Annotated in this window: 13 protein-coding genes; 8 read left to right on the top strand and 5 right to left on the bottom strand. The window is 41.4% G+C overall.

Annotated elements, in window-relative coordinates; translation table 11 throughout:
• On the bottom strand, positions 1 to 139 hold a 139-nt coding region (locus AUR67_RS21525; RefSeq protein ID WP_152996459.1), incomplete at its 3' end, for a transposase.
• 324 nt (positions 140 to 463) lie between these two features.
• Here AUR67_RS21525 and AUR67_RS01810 point away from each other — a divergent pair.
• On the top strand, positions 464 to 2602 hold the full coding sequence (locus tag AUR67_RS01810) for a YjbH domain-containing protein (RefSeq protein ID WP_058583876.1): 2139 nt from the start codon (positions 464 to 466) through the stop codon (positions 2600 to 2602).
• A 129-nt stretch (positions 2603 to 2731) separates the two neighbouring features.
• Positions 2732 to 3076, top strand: coding sequence for a four helix bundle protein (locus tag AUR67_RS01805; protein ID WP_058583875.1), 345 nt, complete (start codon positions 2732 to 2734; stop codon positions 3074 to 3076).
• A 109-nt stretch (positions 3077 to 3185) separates the two neighbouring features.
• Here AUR67_RS01805 and AUR67_RS01800 read toward each other — a convergent pair whose 3' ends face one another.
• The 3 genes from AUR67_RS01800 to AUR67_RS01790 form a co-directional block, all read right to left on the bottom strand.
• A complete protein-coding gene (locus AUR67_RS01800; protein WP_058583874.1) occupies positions 3186 to 4589 on the bottom strand; it encodes an MBL fold metallo-hydrolase RNA specificity domain-containing protein in 1404 nt (467 codons plus the stop codon).
• 241 nt (positions 4590 to 4830) lie between these two features.
• Positions 4831 to 5910, bottom strand: coding sequence for a phosphotransferase enzyme family protein (locus AUR67_RS01795; protein ID WP_058583873.1), 1080 nt, complete (start codon positions 5908 to 5910; stop codon positions 4831 to 4833).
• 40 nt (positions 5911 to 5950) lie between these two features.
• Positions 5951 to 6838: an NTP transferase domain-containing protein gene (locus AUR67_RS01790; RefSeq protein ID WP_058583872.1), complete on the bottom strand. Its 888-nt coding sequence runs from the start codon at positions 6836 to 6838 to the stop codon at positions 5951 to 5953.
• A 411-nt stretch (positions 6839 to 7249) separates the two neighbouring features.
• Here AUR67_RS01790 and AUR67_RS01785 point away from each other — a divergent pair, with 411 nt between their 5' ends.
• The 5 genes from AUR67_RS01785 (at position 7250) to AUR67_RS01765 (ending at position 15268) form a co-directional block, all read left to right on the top strand.
• Entirely contained in the window at positions 7250 to 7726 is a 477-nt protein-coding gene (locus AUR67_RS01785; RefSeq protein WP_055199376.1) for a DUF721 domain-containing protein, read from the top strand.
• A 779-nt stretch (positions 7727 to 8505) separates the two neighbouring features.
• Positions 8506 to 11214 carry a preprotein translocase subunit SecA gene (gene secA, locus AUR67_RS01780; RefSeq protein WP_058583871.1) on the top strand — a complete coding sequence of 903 codons (2709 nt, stop codon included), beginning with the start codon at positions 8506 to 8508 and terminating at the stop codon, positions 11212 to 11214.
• 62 nt (positions 11215 to 11276) lie between these two features.
• Positions 11277 to 11678, top strand: a complete 402-nt coding sequence (gene mutT, locus AUR67_RS01775; protein ID WP_058583870.1) for an 8-oxo-dGTP diphosphatase MutT — start codon at positions 11277 to 11279, stop codon at positions 11676 to 11678.
• A gap of 477 nt (positions 11679 to 12155) precedes the next feature.
• Positions 12156 to 14228, top strand: a complete 2073-nt coding sequence (locus AUR67_RS01770) for a M13 family metallopeptidase (protein WP_058583869.1) — start codon at positions 12156 to 12158, stop codon at positions 14226 to 14228.
• Between the two features lie 587 nt (positions 14229 to 14815).
• Positions 14816 to 15268 carry an REP-associated tyrosine transposase gene (locus AUR67_RS01765; RefSeq protein WP_058583868.1) on the top strand — a complete coding sequence of 151 codons (453 nt, stop codon included), beginning with the start codon at positions 14816 to 14818 and terminating at the stop codon, positions 15266 to 15268.
• Between the two features lie 347 nt (positions 15269 to 15615).
• Here the strand turns inward: AUR67_RS01765 and yjgA are convergent, their stop codons facing one another.
• Positions 15616 to 16137 carry a ribosome biogenesis factor YjgA gene (gene yjgA / locus AUR67_RS01760; RefSeq protein WP_058583884.1) on the bottom strand — a complete coding sequence of 174 codons (522 nt, stop codon included), beginning with the start codon at positions 16135 to 16137 and terminating at the stop codon, positions 15616 to 15618.
• A gap of 137 nt (positions 16138 to 16274) precedes the next feature.
• On the opposite strand from yjgA, the gene pmbA reads away from it, so the two are divergent.
• The gene (gene pmbA, locus AUR67_RS01755; protein ID WP_055021365.1) at positions 16275 to 17612 is read left to right on the top strand and encodes a metalloprotease PmbA; all 1338 of its coding nucleotides are present in this window, start codon (positions 16275 to 16277) and stop codon (positions 17610 to 17612) included.
• Positions 17613 to 17688 lie beyond the last annotated feature (76 nt).

Here is a 17688-nt window from a genome sequence, read left to right as displayed (position 1 = left end):
TTCTCCAACTTGATAGCATGTCAGGATGAATTCCGTATTTATTCGCGACCATCTTAACTGTATCTGTGGTGTCTAACGACTCTTGAACAACTTTTATTTTAAATTCGAGGGAATGTTTACGATATGGTTTTACTTTCATGATTACTGACTCCAAAAAGGTGTCTACTTTTATGGAGTCAGATCAATCAGACGATAGATATTAGATTTCAGAGGTCAGATCATTTAGTGGTTAGAGGTTAATTTTTAGCTATTAACCACTTGCTTTATCCCACCCCAAAATAAAATCTTGTTCACCTAGCACCTAGCACCTAGCACCTAGCACCTAGCACCTAGCACCTAGCACCTAGCACCTAGCACCTAGCACCTAGCACCTAGCACCTCGCTATTAACTTCTCGTTTCTCACATCTAATGTTATATTTAATCTAATTTAAGGATTTTTATAATTTTAACTCGGAATAGTTTATGTCTAAGCTGAATGTCTTTTTAGGTAGTGCAATAGCGCTAAGCTCACCACTTGTTTATGCAGATCAAATTAACTCTCATCAATCTTTTGCTGGTTACACCGGTTTAATCAATACCCCAAATGCTGAAGTACAAAAAAAAGGATTAGTTGGTTTTGGTTATAATAATCAGCTCGATTTGAGAGGCGCAGAGTATATAGATGGCCACAACTTTATTGTAAGTGTTGGATTATTCGAAGGTTTAGAAGTGAGCGGTTTGATTGCTTCAGAGACTATGCATGATAAATTTTTTGATCCAGATACATCATGGCAGTTAAGAGACTTATCTTTTAATGCTAAGTATCAAATTCCATACATTCCAGAAGATTGGTTCAATTTAGCTGTTGGTACTAAAGATGTTGGGGGAGACGTTAATCAATATGAGACATATTATGCTGTGGCATCAAAAGAATTATGGAACTTTAGATTTTCTGCAGGTATCGCAAAAAGCAAACGTCCTCATGGCGAGATGGATGGCGTATTTGGTGGTATAGAGTATCAAGTTTTTGATTGGTTTAGTTTGCAAGCAGAGCATGATGCAGAGGCATTTAATGCCGGTGCTAAAGTGACTATTCCTAAAAAGTGGCTGTATGATATTGGTGAAATAACCTTTACTAGCCGCTTTTATAGTAATACAGATTACTCAGAACAAGACACCTATTGGGGCGTTAACTTTAGTATGCCGCTTTCGAGTGAAGATAAACAAAATTATAAAAAAGTTGAAGCAGCCCCTTATGTAGCCCCGGTTGCTACAAAGCCAATAGCTAAAATCAATGACCATGGCATTGGTTTTATTCAAACAGCTATGGCGCCAGAATTGGCTGAACAAGCAAAAGCTCTCACGGCTACAAGTTTAAAAAAATCACCCATACAAACTTCGCAAAAACTTTCAAGCTCAAGCTTAAATAGCCAAGTAATCGAATTAAAAGAAGCGTTAATAAACGATGGCTTTGAAAATGTAGTGGTTGGCTACAACCTCAATACCGTATTCGTAAACTTTGAAAACTCGGTATTTAACCGTAACGACATCGATGCCATTGGTGTTGTACTTGGCCGTATTGCTGAAAGTGTAACTAACGAAAGTACGCACTTTAACGTACAGCTTTCTAAAACAGATATTCCTTTAATTGCAATTCAGGGCAAGGTTGATAATTATCGCTTATTTATCGAAAAAGGTGTAAGCCCTGATTTAAATGTACAGCAGGGCAAAGCGAGTATTCCTGAAGGTGTAGTATGGGCCGGTAAGGCAGAGGCTAGCCCTTACTTTAAACCGCGCTTAACTTTAAGCCCAGCTTTATCTAATACTTATGCAACAGAGTTTGGAGTATTTGACTACTCTGTAGGCTTGCGTGCCGAGCTTGACGTGCCGCTTTGGCAAGGTGGTGGCATAAAAGTTACCGGCCAAACTATTTTAGATGAAAGCAGTGACTTTGAAGATAACGGTGTATTTGATAATTACAGCCTAGATGAAGGTATTGTAAATGCAATGCTGCACCAAACCTTTGCACTGCCGTATGGCTTTTATAACCAAACGCAGATCGGTTTTTTTAAAGACTACTTTGATTACAAAGCTATTATTAACGAAACGGCTTGGTTAAGCCCTGAGGGTCGCCATAAAGTAAGTGCTAAAATCGCTTATTTTGATTATGCAGATTACCGCGCATCACGTGAGTACGAAACACTTACATACCAGTACAACTGGGTAGAGCAAGATATCACCCTACATGCTACGGCTGGTAAGTATTTTTATGGTGACAGTGGTGTAAAACTTGAAAGTCGCTTTTGGTTTGGTGATAGCTACATAGCTGTATTCTATGAAAATACCGATGCTCAAAAAGCAGGGGTTGGCTTGAGTATCCCACTTACACCTCGCAAAGATATGAAAGTCACACCGTTTGGCCAGTTAAAAGGCCGCGATATATGGCGTATTGGCTTATCAACACAAATAGGCACGTATAATACTCTTGTATTTAACCAAGGTTACGCTCCTTCTACACAAGTCTCTTTAGACAATACAATGTTTAAACGTGGTCGTTTAACTTCGAGCTATATTTATAGCAACCTAGCGCGAATGAAAGAAGCGTATGAGAGTTATAAATAGTAGCGACTCGCAGTAGCGGGGGCGAGAAGCGAAAAACGAGAATCGAGAAGCGAGAAGCGAGAAGCGAGATTCGAAATACGAGATACTAGATTCGAGATTCGAGTCAGATACTGATGCCAAGGAGTGGCTATGTACTACGAGAGATTAGATGTATGGAAAAGATCTTTTCAATTAAGTCTTTTAGTTTATAGAAGTTTTTATTTACTCAAAGATTTTAGTTTAAAAGATCAAATGTGTCGCTGCTCGGTTTCAATTCCAAGTAACATCGCTGAAGGGTATGAGCGCTTTTCTAAAAAAGAAAGAGCTCATTTCCTTTTTATAGCTAAAGGCTCCGTCGGTGAACTCAAAACACAAGTTATGCTTGCTTTTGAGTTGGGTTACTTGCATAAGGAAAACTACTTACTCATAACAAATGAGTGTGAAGAAATTGGTAAAATGCTAGGTAAATTAATGTACTTACATAAAAATAATTAATTTACCCTTGTATACTCGCAACTCGCAACTCGCAACTCGCAACTCGCAACTCGCAACTCGCAACTCGCAACTCGCAACTCGCAACTCGCAACTCGCAACTCGCAACTCACTAACCACTAACCACTATTTCTACTCTTTCGCCTAACTCAGCTTTAAGCTTTTCTGCTAGTGCTTGTTTGGCTTGCTTATCGCCGTGGACGATTTTGATTAAACTTGGCTTTTTGCGCATACCGGTGACAAATCTGGTTAATCCTTTTTGATCTGCATGGGCGCTGTAGCCGCTGATGGTATGAATTTGCGCTTTAATCATTACTTTTTGATTATCGATAAATACATAGCCGCCGCGTGGGCCGTATTTTTGAATTTCTCGGCCTAATGTTCCTTGCCCTTGGTAGCCAACAAAAATGACATCGGTTGTTTTGTCGGGCAAAAACCGCTCTAGGTAATTAACTATTCTGCCGCCATTACACATACCGCTAGCAGCAATGATTATTGCTGGCTGTTGTTTAGAGGTTAAAAAGTTAATCAGGGCAAGATGTTCTTGGTGGCTATCAATAGTGTGTAGTTGGTTGAAGTCGAGCGGGTGGCGACCTTGTTTTACGCGTTTTTTTGCTTCGTTATCCCACAGCGCTTTAAAGTGTAAATATTCATTTGTGAAATTAGCAGCCATTGGCGAATCTACAATAATTTGCAGTTTATGCCACATAGAGCGTTTGCTTGCAGAGTGAATAAGCTGTTCAAACTCATAGAGTAGCTCTTGAGTTCGGCCAATGCTAAAAGCGGGTATAAGTACCACGCCATTATCACTTATGGCACGTTCTATAACCTTTTTAAGTATGGCTACACGCTCTTTACGACCTTGATGGTTTTTATCACCATAGGTTGACTCAATAACTAATGTATCGGCGCGGTAAGGCGGTTTTGGCGTTGGTAATAATGGCGTGTTAGGTGCACCTAAATCACCAGAAAATACCACTCTATGCGTATTTGGCTTTTTACCTAGCTCAATTTCAACATAGGCAGAGCCTAAAATGTGCCCGGCGCGTTGCAGGCGAATTTTATATAAGGGTTTTTGATTGCTTGAGGCTACTTTTTCGCGGTTAAAGCCCATTCCTACGGGAATGCAGTACCATGTGTTGAAATCAAGAGAGACAATCTGTTGTTTTAGTAACTTTAAGCAGGTGCGGAGCATTGCTTCATCGCGAGTTACACCCACTTTTAAGGCATCTTCAATCACCATAGGCAATAGCTTGGCGGTGGCAACCGAGGTAAAAATAGGCCCCTTGAAACCTGCAGCAAGTAAGTAGGGTATGCGACCAACATGATCTATATGGCAATGTGTAACAATCAGCGCTTTTACCGTTGATATATCAAACTCAATAGCTAGGTCTTGTTTACTATCTTCTCCTTGAAATAGCCCACAATCAACAAGTACAGAATTTGTGTCATCAATAAATAGCTGGTGGCAAGACCCTGTTACGCCTTTCACCGCTCCGTGGTGTTTTATATGCATAATAATCTCCTGATTTTAAGGCTAGATATTATTTAAGTGGTTAGATTTTAGAAGTTAGATATCAGTTGATCGAGAGGATGGTTTTATTTTTTGTGTAATTAAACAAAGAACTTGCTACACATGAAATGTATTTTACTTTGTACTAACCACTAACCACTAACCACTAACCACTAACCACTAACCACTAACCACTAACCACTAACCACTAACCACTAACCACTAACCACTAACCACTGTATTTTTACCCTTTATTTATCTCTAATATCGCTTTTAACGTATGTTCCTTTTCAAGAATATCGCGATATAAAGCAAACTGGTTGCGTGCGCGTTCTAGGTTATGGTTTGCATGTTTGGTGGCAAAGTAATTATCGCCATCAATAAAGTCTGTTAAAAAGCGCAGGCCAATCATAAAGGTCATGACCTTGGTACCTAACCAAAAGCTTTCTTTTTCGGCGTCGGTGATCACATCTTGTAGTGGTTCAACATAACCTTTAACGATGGCGGCGAAGATTTCTTCACGAACACGCACATTACTTAGGTTGGTAGAGTCTTCTTGCTCAGGTGAGCAGAAGGTACGCACCATATCGCCAAAATCAAATAACCAATAACCAGGCATACAGGTATCTAGGTCGATGACTGCTTTTGCATCATCAGATTGCGTGCAAAATAGCATGTTGTTGATTTTTGTGTCGTTATGGCATGGCCTTAAAGGAATGTTTCCTTCAAGTTGTTTTAACTCATCAACTAAAGATTGTTGAGCTAAACAAAAGTCGATGTCGTCTTGGCAAAGGGCCACACGATTTACAGGATCTTTTTCGATTACCTCTTTAAAGGCGTCAAAGCGCATCGCTAAGTTATGAAAATCTGGGATCACATGATGCAGCTGATCAGCCTGAAAATCTTGTAGTGCTAGCGCGAATTGTCCAAATGCATTGGCTGCAGTTTGTGCTTGCGAGATAGTTGCTACTACATCTTCACTATAACTGCCGCCAATAAATTCGAGTGCACGCCAAACACCTTGATCGCATTCAACTAAAAAGTCGCTTTCGATAGTTGGAACATGACGAATAATTTCGAGGTTGTATTCACCATTGTCGTGTTTTTCACTAAGGTGCTGCTCAATTAGTCGTGCATTTTCAACTAGGTGCTCAGGATTAGGAAACACATCGGTATTTAACTTTTGCACAACCAAGGCGTTTTCTTCTGATTTAAGTAACATGGTTGTGTTGATGTGGCCATTGCCAATTGGCTTTAGCGTTACGTTATCTGTGCTTAAGCCAAAGTGCTCAGAAAGATAAGTTGCAACAGGATTCGACTTCATTAATTTTCCATTACTTATTTTTTGCAAGAAGAGGCAAGGGTTAATCGTTTTGCTTACGACGTAACTGACATAAAGTGTGTGCTATTGCATCCAATTCAGCTTTGTAGGTCACGCCATACCATGGCTCTTGTGCAGTATAAACGGTTACAGCTTGGCGGTTATCTTGAATCGCGAGTTGTATCTCATTTGGTAAATAATACTCTTTCGTGACACCGTTGTCAGTATTTTCTAAAAACTCAATAAAACCTGTTTCTAAGTCATTAAATAAACTAGGTGTTATTCCCCAAAAGCTCATAGAACCTAGGGCATCATCGGCAATTTGTAATCTCTCACCATGTGGATTGTTGCCTTTTAAAACATTATTTTCGAGTTTAATATCTAGGTACTCGACCACATCGGTTAAATGCTGGTGGCTATCAACAGAGCATACACCACGATTTACACCACCTTCTTCGGATAGGGTATCTTTTATTGGGTAGCCTACCATCGCCCAATTGCTATGCTGTTTGAAGTGCTCACTAACAATTGCATAAGAGGACTCGCCATAATAATCATCGGCGGTAATGACAATAGCAGGGTTATTTACATAGGGTTTTGCGCAAAGTAATGCATGACCTGTACCCCATGGTTTTAGGCGTTCAGCGGCTAGGTGCTCATAGCCATTTGGCACAGCACTAATTTCTTGCTCGACTAGAATTACTTCGAGCGACTCAGGTAGGCGCGGTAAAATCGTCGCTTCAAACTCAGCACGAATTTTTTTATTAATGATGATCACCGCTTGGCTCACACCCGCTTTAACCGCATCATGAATACTAAGCTCCATGATGGTACAGCCCAGCCCTGGTATTTCGGCAATTTGTTTGTTTCCGCCAAAGCGGCTACCCAGCCCGCCAGCCAATACAATTAAAGTAAGAGAGTGTTGAGTCATCGTGCAAGTTAAATAAAAAACAAAGGAAAAGTGTACCAGAAACAATCACGGGGGAGGAAGAGAAGCTTAAAGCTATAAGCTGTAAGTTTTGAGTTGAGCGTTATTGTTTGTAGGCCTTACCCAAAGGCCTAACTCGTAGGAGGTACTTTAGTGCCGAAAATTTAAGGAGCCATCAGCTTTCAGGCGTCAGTTTTGAGCCGAACGGTGTTGTTTGTTGGTTATTTAATGATTTCCGGTTTGGTGTTGAATGTTAGACGCGCCAAGCAAGCGTGACGCCTACGATAACTCGCACCTCGCACCTCGCACCTCGTATCTCGTATCTCGTATCTCGTCCCTCGAACCTAATAGCTTCATATTTACGTAGGTGGTATATTCTCTTTGTGGTGATTAACCTTTTTAGGTAGACGATTAATGGCAAAAGATAGATACGCGCCAAAAGCTGTTGGCGATATTATGGCGGGCTTGAGTGGTCGCTTGGCATCTTATGCTGGTAAAACCCAAGGCTTGTCTTCTCAACAAACGATTCTTGATGACTTTTTAGGTGAAACGCTTTCGAAAAAATGCCGAGTAAGTAATTACCGTGATGGTACTTTGATGATCGAAGCGGTTTCGGCACCGATTGCACTGCGTTTAAATTACTTAAAAATGGATATGCTCTCGCATTTTCGTGCCGCTGGCATGGTAGAGCTTGGGCAAATTAAAATTACCGCAAACCCACAAGCAACTCAGCGCTTATCGGCAACAAATAAGCCAGAACAAAAGCCGGTTTCTAAACGTCAAATGAGTGAACAAACAGCCGATTACCTCAGCGCCATCGCCGCAGACGCCCCTCCATCTTTAAAAGCCAAGTTAGAACGTTTAGCACAACATGGGCGCAAAAATAAATAAAGTCGTCAGTTTTTAGCCGAGCGGTGTGGTTTATGAGCCTACCCCGTAGGAGGTACTTTAGTGCCGAAATTTAAGGAGCCGTCAGCTTTCAGCCGTCAGACGTCAGCCGAACTGTGGGGGGGGGATGGTGTTGAGTTTTCCTCAGCAATAAAACTCTGTAGGAGGCGTTTTAACGCCGAATATCTTTGTTTTATTCACGGCTAAAGCCGCTCCTACGTTCTGATGAAGGCGTGAAATTTATTTCGCGCGGAGGTTTTATAACAGGAGATAAACTTCAGAAGTCGGATTTTTAGTAGTTAGAATTCAGAAATTAGATATCAGTTGATCTAGAGGGTGGTTTTATTTTTTGTGTAATTAAACAAAGAACTTGCTACACATGAATTGTATTTTACTTTGCACTAACCACTAACCACTAACCACTAACCACTAACCACTAACCACTAACCTGCTTTTTTCTTCCCTGATCTTGATTTTATTTCGATTGTCGCCATATCTATTCAGTAATCTTGTTTTCACCCTTTATATGGAGTTAGATCAAAGATTATGGCTGATTTTTAAATTTTCTTGCTGAAAATCCATATCTTCATAAACAGAAGGTTTGATGTTGCGCAGACTCTGGTATGATAGCGCACGAAATAAGCGGTGTTTTGAACAGCGTACTGATAAATTGTTAATTAATATGCCCTACATCATGAGCATAAGCGCATATTAATTATCAATTGAAGAAAGTGGGTTAGCTAATGACTAGCTAACAAAGAATACATTGTAACGGTTTTATCATGATATCTAATTTATTTACCAAGATTTTTGGTAGTCGCAATGACCGCACTATTAAAAACCTAAGAAAGACGGTCGCTCTAATTAATGCGCTTGAAAAGCAATTAGAAGCGCTTTCTGATGAAGATTTAAAAGCAAAAACAGCTGAATTTAGAGAGCGTTACGATAACGGACAAAGCCTAGATGACATTTTACCAGAAGCATTTGCTGTGGTACGTGAAGCATCTAAGCGTGTAAACGGCATGCGTCACTTCGACGTACAGCTACTTGGTGGTATGGTTTTACATCAAGGTCGCATTGCAGAAATGCGTACCGGTGAAGGTAAAACACTAACAGCAACATTACCTGCATACCTTCGTGGTTTAACAGGTAAAGGTGTTCACGTAATTACCGTGAACGACTACCTTGCAAAACGTGACGCCGAAACTAACCGCCCATTATTTGAGTTCTTAGGCCTAACAGTAGGCTGTAACGTACCAGGCATGATGCCGCAGCAAAAGAAAATCGCTTACGCTGCCGACATCACTTACGGTACTAATAACGAATTTGGCTTTGATTATCTGCGCGATAACATGGCATTTAGCATTGAAGAGCGTGTACAACGCCCACTTTACTACGCCGTAGTGGATGAGGTGGATTCAATCCTAATCGATGAAGCGCGTACGCCGCTTATTATCTCAGGCCCAGCTGAAGATAGCTCTGAACTTTACATCGAAATCAACAAAATTGTGCCTGATCTAGAGCTACAAGAAAAAGAAGATGAAGAAGGCGTTGAAGGTGACGGCGATTACACTATCGATGAAAAGTCTAAGCAAGTTCACCTTACAGAGCGCGGCCAAGTTAAAGTTGAAGAGCTACTAATTGAGCGCGGCTTAATTCAAGAAGGTGATTCACTTTACTCAGCTTCAAGCATAACATTATTAAGCCATGTGTATGCGGCACTTCGTGCTCACAAGCTTTATCAAAAAGACGTTGACTACGTTGTTAAAGAAAACGAAGTTATCATCGTTGATGAGCACACAGGCCGTACAATGGAAGGTCGTCGTTGGTCAGAAGGTTTACACCAAGCTGTTGAAGCAAAAGAAGGTGTACGCATTCAAAACGAAAACCAAACATTGGCATCAATCACATTCCAAAACTACTTCCGTTTATACGACACACTAGCGGGTATGACAGGTACAGCAGACACAGAAGCGTTTGAGTTCCAGTCTATCTATGGCCTAGACACTGTAGTAATGCCAACTAACAAACCGATGATCCGTGACGATCGTGCAGACCTTGTATACCTAACGCAAGAAGAAAAGTACGAAGCAATTCTTGCTGATATCAAAGATTGTCAAGAACGTGGTCAACCGGTACTCGTTGGTACTATTTCTATCGAAAGTTCTGAGTACTTATCGCAGTTCTTACGTAAAGAAAAAATTAAGCACAACGTACTTAATGCTAAGTTCCACGCACAAGAAGCAGATATTGTTGCCGATGCCGGTTTACCTGGCACAGTAACCATTGCAACTAACATGGCTGGTCGTGGTACCGATATCGTGTTAGGTGGTAACTGGAACAGCGAAGTTGAAAAGCTAGAAAACCCAACTGATGAACAAATCAAAGCGATTAAAGATGAGTGGCAAAAACGTCACGATGCAGTAATCGAAGCGGGTGGTCTACACATTATTGGTACTGAGCGTCACGAATCTCGTCGTATCGATAACCAGCTACGTGGTCGTTCTGGTCGTCAAGGTGATGCGGGTTCAAGCCGTTTCTACTTATCAATGGACGACGCGCTAATGCGTATCTTCGCTGGTGAGCGCATGACTAACATGATGCGTAAACTAGGTATGCAACGCGGTGAAGCAATTGAGCACCCTTGGGTTAACCGCGCAATCGAAAACGCACAACGTAAAGTTGAAGCACGTAACTTCGACGTTCGTAAGCAATTACTTGAGTACGATGACGTAGCAAACGACCAACGTCGTGTTGTTTACTCGCAACGTAACGAGCTACTTGAAGAAGGCGATATTTCAGAAACTATCACTGCAATTCGCGGCGATGTGCTAAATGGTGTGATTGACCAATTCATTGCACCGCAAAGCCTTGCTGAGATGTGGGATATCCCAGGTCTTGAAGAACGCTTAAAACAAGATTTCTTAATCGAGCTGCCAATTTCACAATGGCTAGCTGACGATAGCAAACTATACGAAGAGAAACTTCGTGAGCGTATCGAAGAAGCGGTTGAGCAAGCATACAAGCAAAAAGAAGAGATGGTAGGCGAGTCTGTACTACGTCAATTCGAAAAAGCGATTATGCTACAAAGCCTAGACCAACATTGGAAAGATCACTTAGCTGCGATGGACCACCTTCGTCAAGGTATCCACTTACGTGGTTACGCACAGAAGAATCCTAAGCAAGAGTACAAGCGCGAGTCGTTCGAGCTATTCTCTGAAATGCTAGAGAACTTAAAAGTCGACGTTGTGGGTATTTTAAGTAAAGTACAAGTTCGCGCTGAAGAAGATGTTGAGAAAGTTGAAGAGCAACATCGTCGTAGCGAAAATGCACCACGTGAATACCAACACGAAGAAGCTGAGCATATCGGTGGCGAAACACCAGAAGGTGCTGTAGTAACACAACGTGCAGAGCCAAAAGTAGGCCGTAACGAGCCGTGCCCTTGTGGTTCAGGTAATAAATATAAGCAGTGTTGCGGTAAATTAAAATAACCAAAACACGGTGATAAAAAGCGACGCTTGCGTCGCTTTTTTTATGATTAAGGAAACAACAAATGACTAAAAAAGTAGTGCATGTTGCTGTTGGCGTTATTTATAAAGATCAGCAGTTATTTATTTGTAAGCGCCCAGATGACAAACACCAAGGCGGCTTATGGGAATTCCCAGGCGGCAAAGTAGAGCTGGGCGAAAGCGTATTTGCTGCGCTACAGCGCGAGCTGTTAGAAGAAGTAAACCTAACCGTAAACGCCAGTGAAGAGCTGATGGTTATCGAACATGACTATGGCGATAAATGCGTACGTTTAGATGTCCACATTGTTGATGATTTCACAGGCACAGCTCATGGCGCTGAAGGCCAACAAGGTAAATGGGTCGCACTTAGCGAGCTTGATGATTACAGCTTCCCAGCCGCGAATGTTGAGATTATCGAAAAGATAAAACAGAGGTATGAGCTGTAAGCTTTAAGCTATAAGTTTCTAGCCGAGTGGCATTGTTTGCGGGTTCTTTATTAATTTGCAGACTTGGTGATGAATGTAAGACGCGCCAAGCAAGCGTGACGCCTACGCTGATGTAGGCGTGAAATTTATTTCGCGCGCTGGTTATATAATAGAGGTTAGTTTTTAGTAGTTAGATTTCAGAAGTCAGATCAGATCAAGAGGGTGGTTTTATTTTTTGTGTAATTAAACCAAAGAACTTGCTACACATGAATTGTATTTTACTTTGTTCTAACCACTAACCACTAACCACTAACCACTTAATCTCCCCCTCCCATCGCTCAAAAATGCGGCTTATCTTGTTTTGATAAGAATTGTTACATATTCGGTTTTATTGTTTTGCTTGAGCGGTTTATTATGGTGAAAGCGAAAAACTAATGATTAATTATGTTTGCTAGTTTTTCGATAAATACATCAAAAAATAATTAGTACGGGACTCCCATGAAAAACGTAACACTTACCGCGGCAAGTATTGCACTAGCCCTCGGTCTTGTTGGTTGTGGTGAAAAAGAACAAGAAACTAAAGCACCAGCAACTGCGACCGTAACTGAAGCAAAAGCTCCTTTAAATTCAGGCATTGAATTGGCGAACATGGACAAGTCTGTTCGCGCACAAGATGACTTTTACTATCACGTAAACGGCGAATGGTTAGAGAAAACAGAAATTCCAGGTGATAAATCAAACTACGGTTCATTCACTCAGCTTTACGATGATTCGCAAAAAGCGATGAAAGAAGTACTAGAAAAAGCAGCGGCTAATAAAGACGTTAAGCCAGGCTCTGATGAAGCTAAACTAGCTGCATTCTACAACAGCTACATGGACGAAGCAGGCCGTGAAGCGGCAGGTATCAAGCCATTAACACCAGTGCTAGAAAGCGTTGATGCAGTTAAGAACAAGTCAGATCTTGTTGCTTTAATGGCTGAACTTCGCATTAAAGGCGGTAGCTTACCGTTTGGTTGGTACGTAAACAACGACGCGAAAAACTCTAGCGAAAACGCGATGTATGTTTATCAGTCTGGTCTAGGTTTACCAGATCGCGACTACTACCTAAAAGATGAAGAAAAATTCACAAAAATTCGTGAAGCTTACCAAGCATACGTAACAGCTATCTTAAGCAAAGCCGGTGTAGCAGATGCAGAGTCTGCGGCTAAAGCAATTATTGATCTTGAAATAAGCATTGCTGATGCGCAGTGGAGCCGTGTTGAGAGCCGTGATGCGACTAAATCTTACAATAAGATGAGCGTTGCAGATGCTAACAAACTTACTGGCGACTTTGATTTTACAGCTTACCTTGATGCATCTGGTATCAAAACTGAAGATGTAATCATTCGCCAACCTAGCTACTTAGAAAAATTCGCAGGTATCTACAACGATACAGACTTAGCAACGTGGCAGAACTACCTTAAGTTCCACTTTGTTAGTAACTACGCTCGCTTATTAGATAAAGAGCTAGTAGATCTTAACTTTGATTTCTACAGCACAACACTTCGTGGTGTAACAGAGCAATCTCCACTTTGGAAAAAAGCGGTTGATGCATCAAATGGTGTATTAGGCGAAATTCTAGGTAAAGTATACGTTAAAGAAAACTTCCCACCTGAAGCAAAAGCGCGCATGGAAGAGTTAGTAGATAACGTAATCAAAGGTTATGCAGTTGCGATTGAAAACCTTGAGTGGATGAGCCCAGAAACAAAAATTGCTGCTAAAGAAAAGCTTGATAAGTTCACACCAAAAATTGGTTACCCAGATAAATGGAAAGACTACTCAGCACTTGAAGTGAAAGGTGATGACTTAGTAGGTAACTACATTCGCCACAGCGAGTGGGAATATGCCGATATGACTGCAAAACTAGGTAAGCCAGTTGACCGTTCTGAGTGGCACATGACACCACAAACAGTAAACGCTTACTACAACCCAGTGAACAACGAAATCGTATTCCCAGCGGCTATCTTACAACCGCCATTCTTCAACCTTGAAGCTGATGATGCCGTTAACTACGGTGCAATCGGTGCGGTAATCGGCCACGAATTAGGTCACGGCTTTGATGACCAAGGTGCGAAGTATGATGGTGATGGTAACTTACGTAACTGGTGGAGCGAATCAGACCTTAAACAGTTTGAAGAGCGCACAGGTCAGTTAGTTGCTCAATATAACGAGTACAAACCATTTGAAGATGCAAGCGTCAATGGTCAGCTTACATTAGGTGAAAACATTGGTGATTTAGGCGGCTTAACTGTTGCTTACACTGCTTATCAATTATCACTTGGTGATGAAAAAGCACCTATCATTGATGGTTACACAGGTGATCAGCGTTTCTTCATGGGTTGGTCGCAAATTTGGCGTCGCAAATATCGTGACGAAGAGTTACGTAACCGCCTAATGACAGACCCTCATTCACCAAGCCATTACCGTGTAATCGGTATTCTTTCAAACATGCCAGAATTCTATCAGGCATTTGATGTGAAAGAAGGCGACAAGATGTATATCAAACCAGAAGATCGCGTAAAAATCTGGTAATTGATTATCGATTTTAAAAAGGCTCTGAGTGAACGCTCAGAGCCTTTTTTGTTTGAAGCTGTCAGCTTTGACGTAGGAGGCGCTTTAACGCCGAAATAATAGATGGTTGTTGTGTGCGATGTTCACGGCTAAAGCCGTTCCTACGGGATTGTAGGAGGTGTTTTAACGCCGAAATTATAGATAATTGTTGTGCGTGATGTTTACGGCTAAACCCGTTCATACGGGGTTGTAGGAGGTGTTTTAACGCCGAAATGATATGGTGATAATTGTGCGTGATGTTCACGGCTAAAGCCGTTCCTACGGGGTTGTAGGAGGCGTTTTAACGCCGAAATTATAGATAATTGTTGTGCGTGATGTTCACGGCTAAAGCCGTTCCTACGGGATTGTAGGAGGTGTTTTAACGCCGAAATATTTAGGTGATTATTATACGTGATGTTCACGGCTAAAGCCGTTCCTACGGGGTTGTAGGAGGCGTTTTAACGCCGAACATGTTTATCTTTTTCCCAGCTAAAGCGGTTCATACGAGGGTTTAACTTGATTCTTATACGTCTTTGTCTAGATTTAAAATAATAAATGGAGGGTTATGGATGACCGCACATTATCAAAATCTAAGAAAGCATAGGGTATCAATCCCATTTCATTATTACTCTGTCACCACTTCAACGCTTGATAGAAACTGTTATTTCTCTGACTTTAATAATGCACGAGTTTTAATTAACACTCTAAAGGCTATTGAAGAAATTAAAGCTAAAACTATCTGTTTTGTGGTAATGCCTGATCACCTACACTGGTTATTTCAATTACAAGATAAAGTACCTTTAGCTCGATTGATTCAAGAGGTCAAAGGGAAGAGTTCATATCTCATAAACAAGGCAACATGCTCTAAACGAAAAATTTGGCAGCCAGGATATTATGATTCCTTAATAAGGAACGAAGAACATTTACTTGGAGTATCGAGGTACATCATCGCAAACCCATTGAGGGCTGGAATTGTTAAAAGTGTGCGTGATTACCCTTTTTGGGATTGTATCTATCTATAGGTAAACTCTTCACGGCTAAAGCCGTTCCTACGAGGTTGTAGGAGGCGTTTTAACGCCGAAATATTTAGGTGATTATTGTACGTGATGTTCACGGCTAAAGCCGTTCCTACGAGGTTGTAGGAGGCGTTTTAACGCCGAAATATTCAGGTGATTATTGAGCGTGATGTTCACGGTTAAAGCCGTTCCTACGGGGTTGTAGGTGGGTTTTTAGACCGTAATGGTAGATGATTGTTGTGCGTGATGTTCACGGCTAAAGCCGTTCCTACGGGGTTGTAGGAGGTGTTTTAACGCCGAAATGATTATTAAAAAGCCGCAAAATATTCATTAAGCGGCTTTCTGTATATAAATCAAAGCATAATCGCATCTTTTAGATACTGGAATAACTCTTTGTAATTTTTGGCTGGCTTTTCTGCTTTCACTTCTTTTGCGGCGCTGCGCACTAATTGGCGCATTTTTTGGCGCTCAAGAGAAGGGTATTGATCAATTGTTGAATTGATCAGGTCGTCACCTTGTTTAATCAAATCATCGCGCAGGGTTTCGATTTTGTTCATCAAAACGTCGGCTTGATTGTTTTTGTTAAGCATGATGTCGATCATCGCTTGGATTTCATCAACGTTTTCTGTGGTACGTAATACTTTTGCGATGTAGTTTAAGTTACGACGGTAAGCATCGCTCTTATCACTTACTTTATCAGAAACAACTAACGCTTCTTTTAAATCGTGATTAAGCGGTAAACGATCGCGTTGCTTTTTCGGCATTTTTGCAATTTCAGCACCCAGACCATGATATTGCATGGCTTCACGTTTTAATTCGCTTTTTGATACGTAAATAATTTCTTCTTCGATAAGTGGCTTTTTCTTCTTCGCCATAAGGATGCTCATTCAGTAAACTTAACTATTCGCTATTATACGCCATTTAGTTAATGATTAATATTAGCTGATGCAGGTCTCGCAGTGTGTTAGCATTCGTTACACTATAAAAAATATCAGAACCTAGGACACACAAGATGAAAGATCCTATTTATCAACACATTTCTGAAGTGAAAGACGCTGTAAGCGAAGTACTGGAGCATGCAAAAAAATTGGGTGCAACAGCAGCAGAAGCGGCGATGTCGAGCACGTCAGGTTTGTCTGTCAGCACGCGCATGGGCGAAGTTGAAACAATAGAGTTTAACCAAGACGGTGGCTTAGGTATCAGTGTTTATGTGGGTAATAACAAAGGCTCTGCTTCAACAGCCGATTTAAACCCTAAAACATTACGTACAGTGGTCGAAAAAGCCATTGATATTGCAAAGTTCACCTCTGACGACCCATTCAATGGTATCGCTGATAAGGAGTTACTTGAATTTGCACCGCAAGATTTAGATTTATACCACCCGTGGGAAGTTAGCCCTGAGCAAGGTGTGGAGTTTTGTCATCAAGCAGAGCAAGCGGCGTTAAATGCCGATGAGCGCATTGTAAATTCAGATGGTGCGAGTTTTTCATCTCACCAAGGTTTACGTGTTTATGGTAACAGCCATGGCATGATTGCAGGTTACCCGCGTACGCGTCACAGCATTAGCACGATGGTGATTGGTAAAGAAGGCGAGCAAATGCAGCGCGACTCGGCTTATACCATCGCACGCCATAAAGATGATTTAAACGACGCTGCAAAAGTAGGCCTCGAAGCAGCAACCGAAACCTTGGCTAAACTTAACAGCCAAAAGCTCGGTACCATGAAAGTGCCAGTGATTTTTAGAGCTGATATTGCGAACTCATTATTCGGCCATTTAGTGTCGGCGATTGGTGGCGGTGCGCTTTATCGTAAGTCGAGCTTCTTGCTTGATAGCTTAGGCACTAAAGTATTCAGCGATTGTGTGAATATCTCTGAGCGCCCACATTTATTAAAAGGTTTAGCGTCTTCGCCGTTTGATGCTGAAGGTTTAAAAACCGTAGATCGTGAAATTATTCAAGGCGGTGAACTACAAACTTACCTATTAGCAAGCTATGCAGCACGCAAACTGTCTATGGCACCAACGGGTCATGCTGGTGGTATTCATAACTGGCTAGTTGAACAAACCCATGCCGATTTAAAAGCACTTTTAAAAACCATGGGCACAGGCTTATTAGTAACTGAGCTTATGGGCCAAGGTGTGAACACGGTAACCGGTGACTACTCACGTGGTGCAGCGGGTTTTTGGGTTGAGAATGGCGAAATCCAATACCCAGTCAGTGAAATCACGATTGCTGGTAACTTAAAAGATATGTTTAAGGCCGTTGTGGGCTTAGGTGGAGACATCGAGCGCCGTGGCGGTATTCAAACAGGCTCTGTATTGATTGAACAAATGCAGGTTGCTGGTAGTTAATTCATAAATAACGAATCATTTTTTAAAAGCCTCACTTTAGTGGGGCTTTTTTATTTGAAAAAGTACTTTACCTAAA

The organism is Pseudoalteromonas sp. XI10 (assembly GCF_001469895.1).
In the GTDB taxonomy this organism is placed as follows: domain Bacteria; phylum Pseudomonadota; class Gammaproteobacteria; order Enterobacterales; family Alteromonadaceae; genus Pseudoalteromonas.
This window is presented reverse-complemented; position numbering and strand designations above follow the sequence as displayed.

Excerpts from the sequence above, each read along its gene's own strand:
- AUR67_RS01790 (WP_058583872.1), bottom strand. The coding sequence starts at position 6,838 with ATGACTCAACACTCTCTTACTTTAATTGTATTGGCTGGCGGGCTGGGT.
- AUR67_RS01800 (WP_058583874.1), bottom strand. The coding sequence starts at position 4,589 with ATGCATATAAAACACCACGGAGCGGTGAAAGGCGTAACAGGGTCTTGC.
- AUR67_RS01770 (WP_058583869.1), top strand. The coding sequence starts at position 12,156 with ATGAAAAACGTAACACTTACCGCGGCAAGTATTGCACTAGCCCTCGGT.
- AUR67_RS01785 (WP_055199376.1), top strand. The coding sequence starts at position 7,250 with ATGGCAAAAGATAGATACGCGCCAAAAGCTGTTGGCGATATTATGGCG.
- AUR67_RS01795 (WP_058583873.1), bottom strand. The coding sequence starts at position 5,910 with ATGAAGTCGAATCCTGTTGCAACTTATCTTTCTGAGCACTTTGGCTTA.
- secA (WP_058583871.1), top strand. The coding sequence starts at position 8,506 with ATGATATCTAATTTATTTACCAAGATTTTTGGTAGTCGCAATGACCGC.
- yjgA (WP_058583884.1), bottom strand. The coding sequence starts at position 16,137 with ATGGCGAAGAAGAAAAAGCCACTTATCGAAGAAGAAATTATTTACGTA.
- mutT (WP_058583870.1), top strand. The coding sequence starts at position 11,277 with ATGACTAAAAAAGTAGTGCATGTTGCTGTTGGCGTTATTTATAAAGAT.
- AUR67_RS01765 (WP_058583868.1), top strand. The coding sequence starts at position 14,816 with ATGACCGCACATTATCAAAATCTAAGAAAGCATAGGGTATCAATCCCA.
- pmbA (WP_055021365.1), top strand. The coding sequence starts at position 16,275 with ATGAAAGATCCTATTTATCAACACATTTCTGAAGTGAAAGACGCTGTA.
- AUR67_RS01805 (WP_058583875.1), top strand. The coding sequence starts at position 2,732 with ATGTACTACGAGAGATTAGATGTATGGAAAAGATCTTTTCAATTAAGT.
- AUR67_RS01810 (WP_058583876.1), top strand. The coding sequence starts at position 464 with ATGTCTAAGCTGAATGTCTTTTTAGGTAGTGCAATAGCGCTAAGCTCA.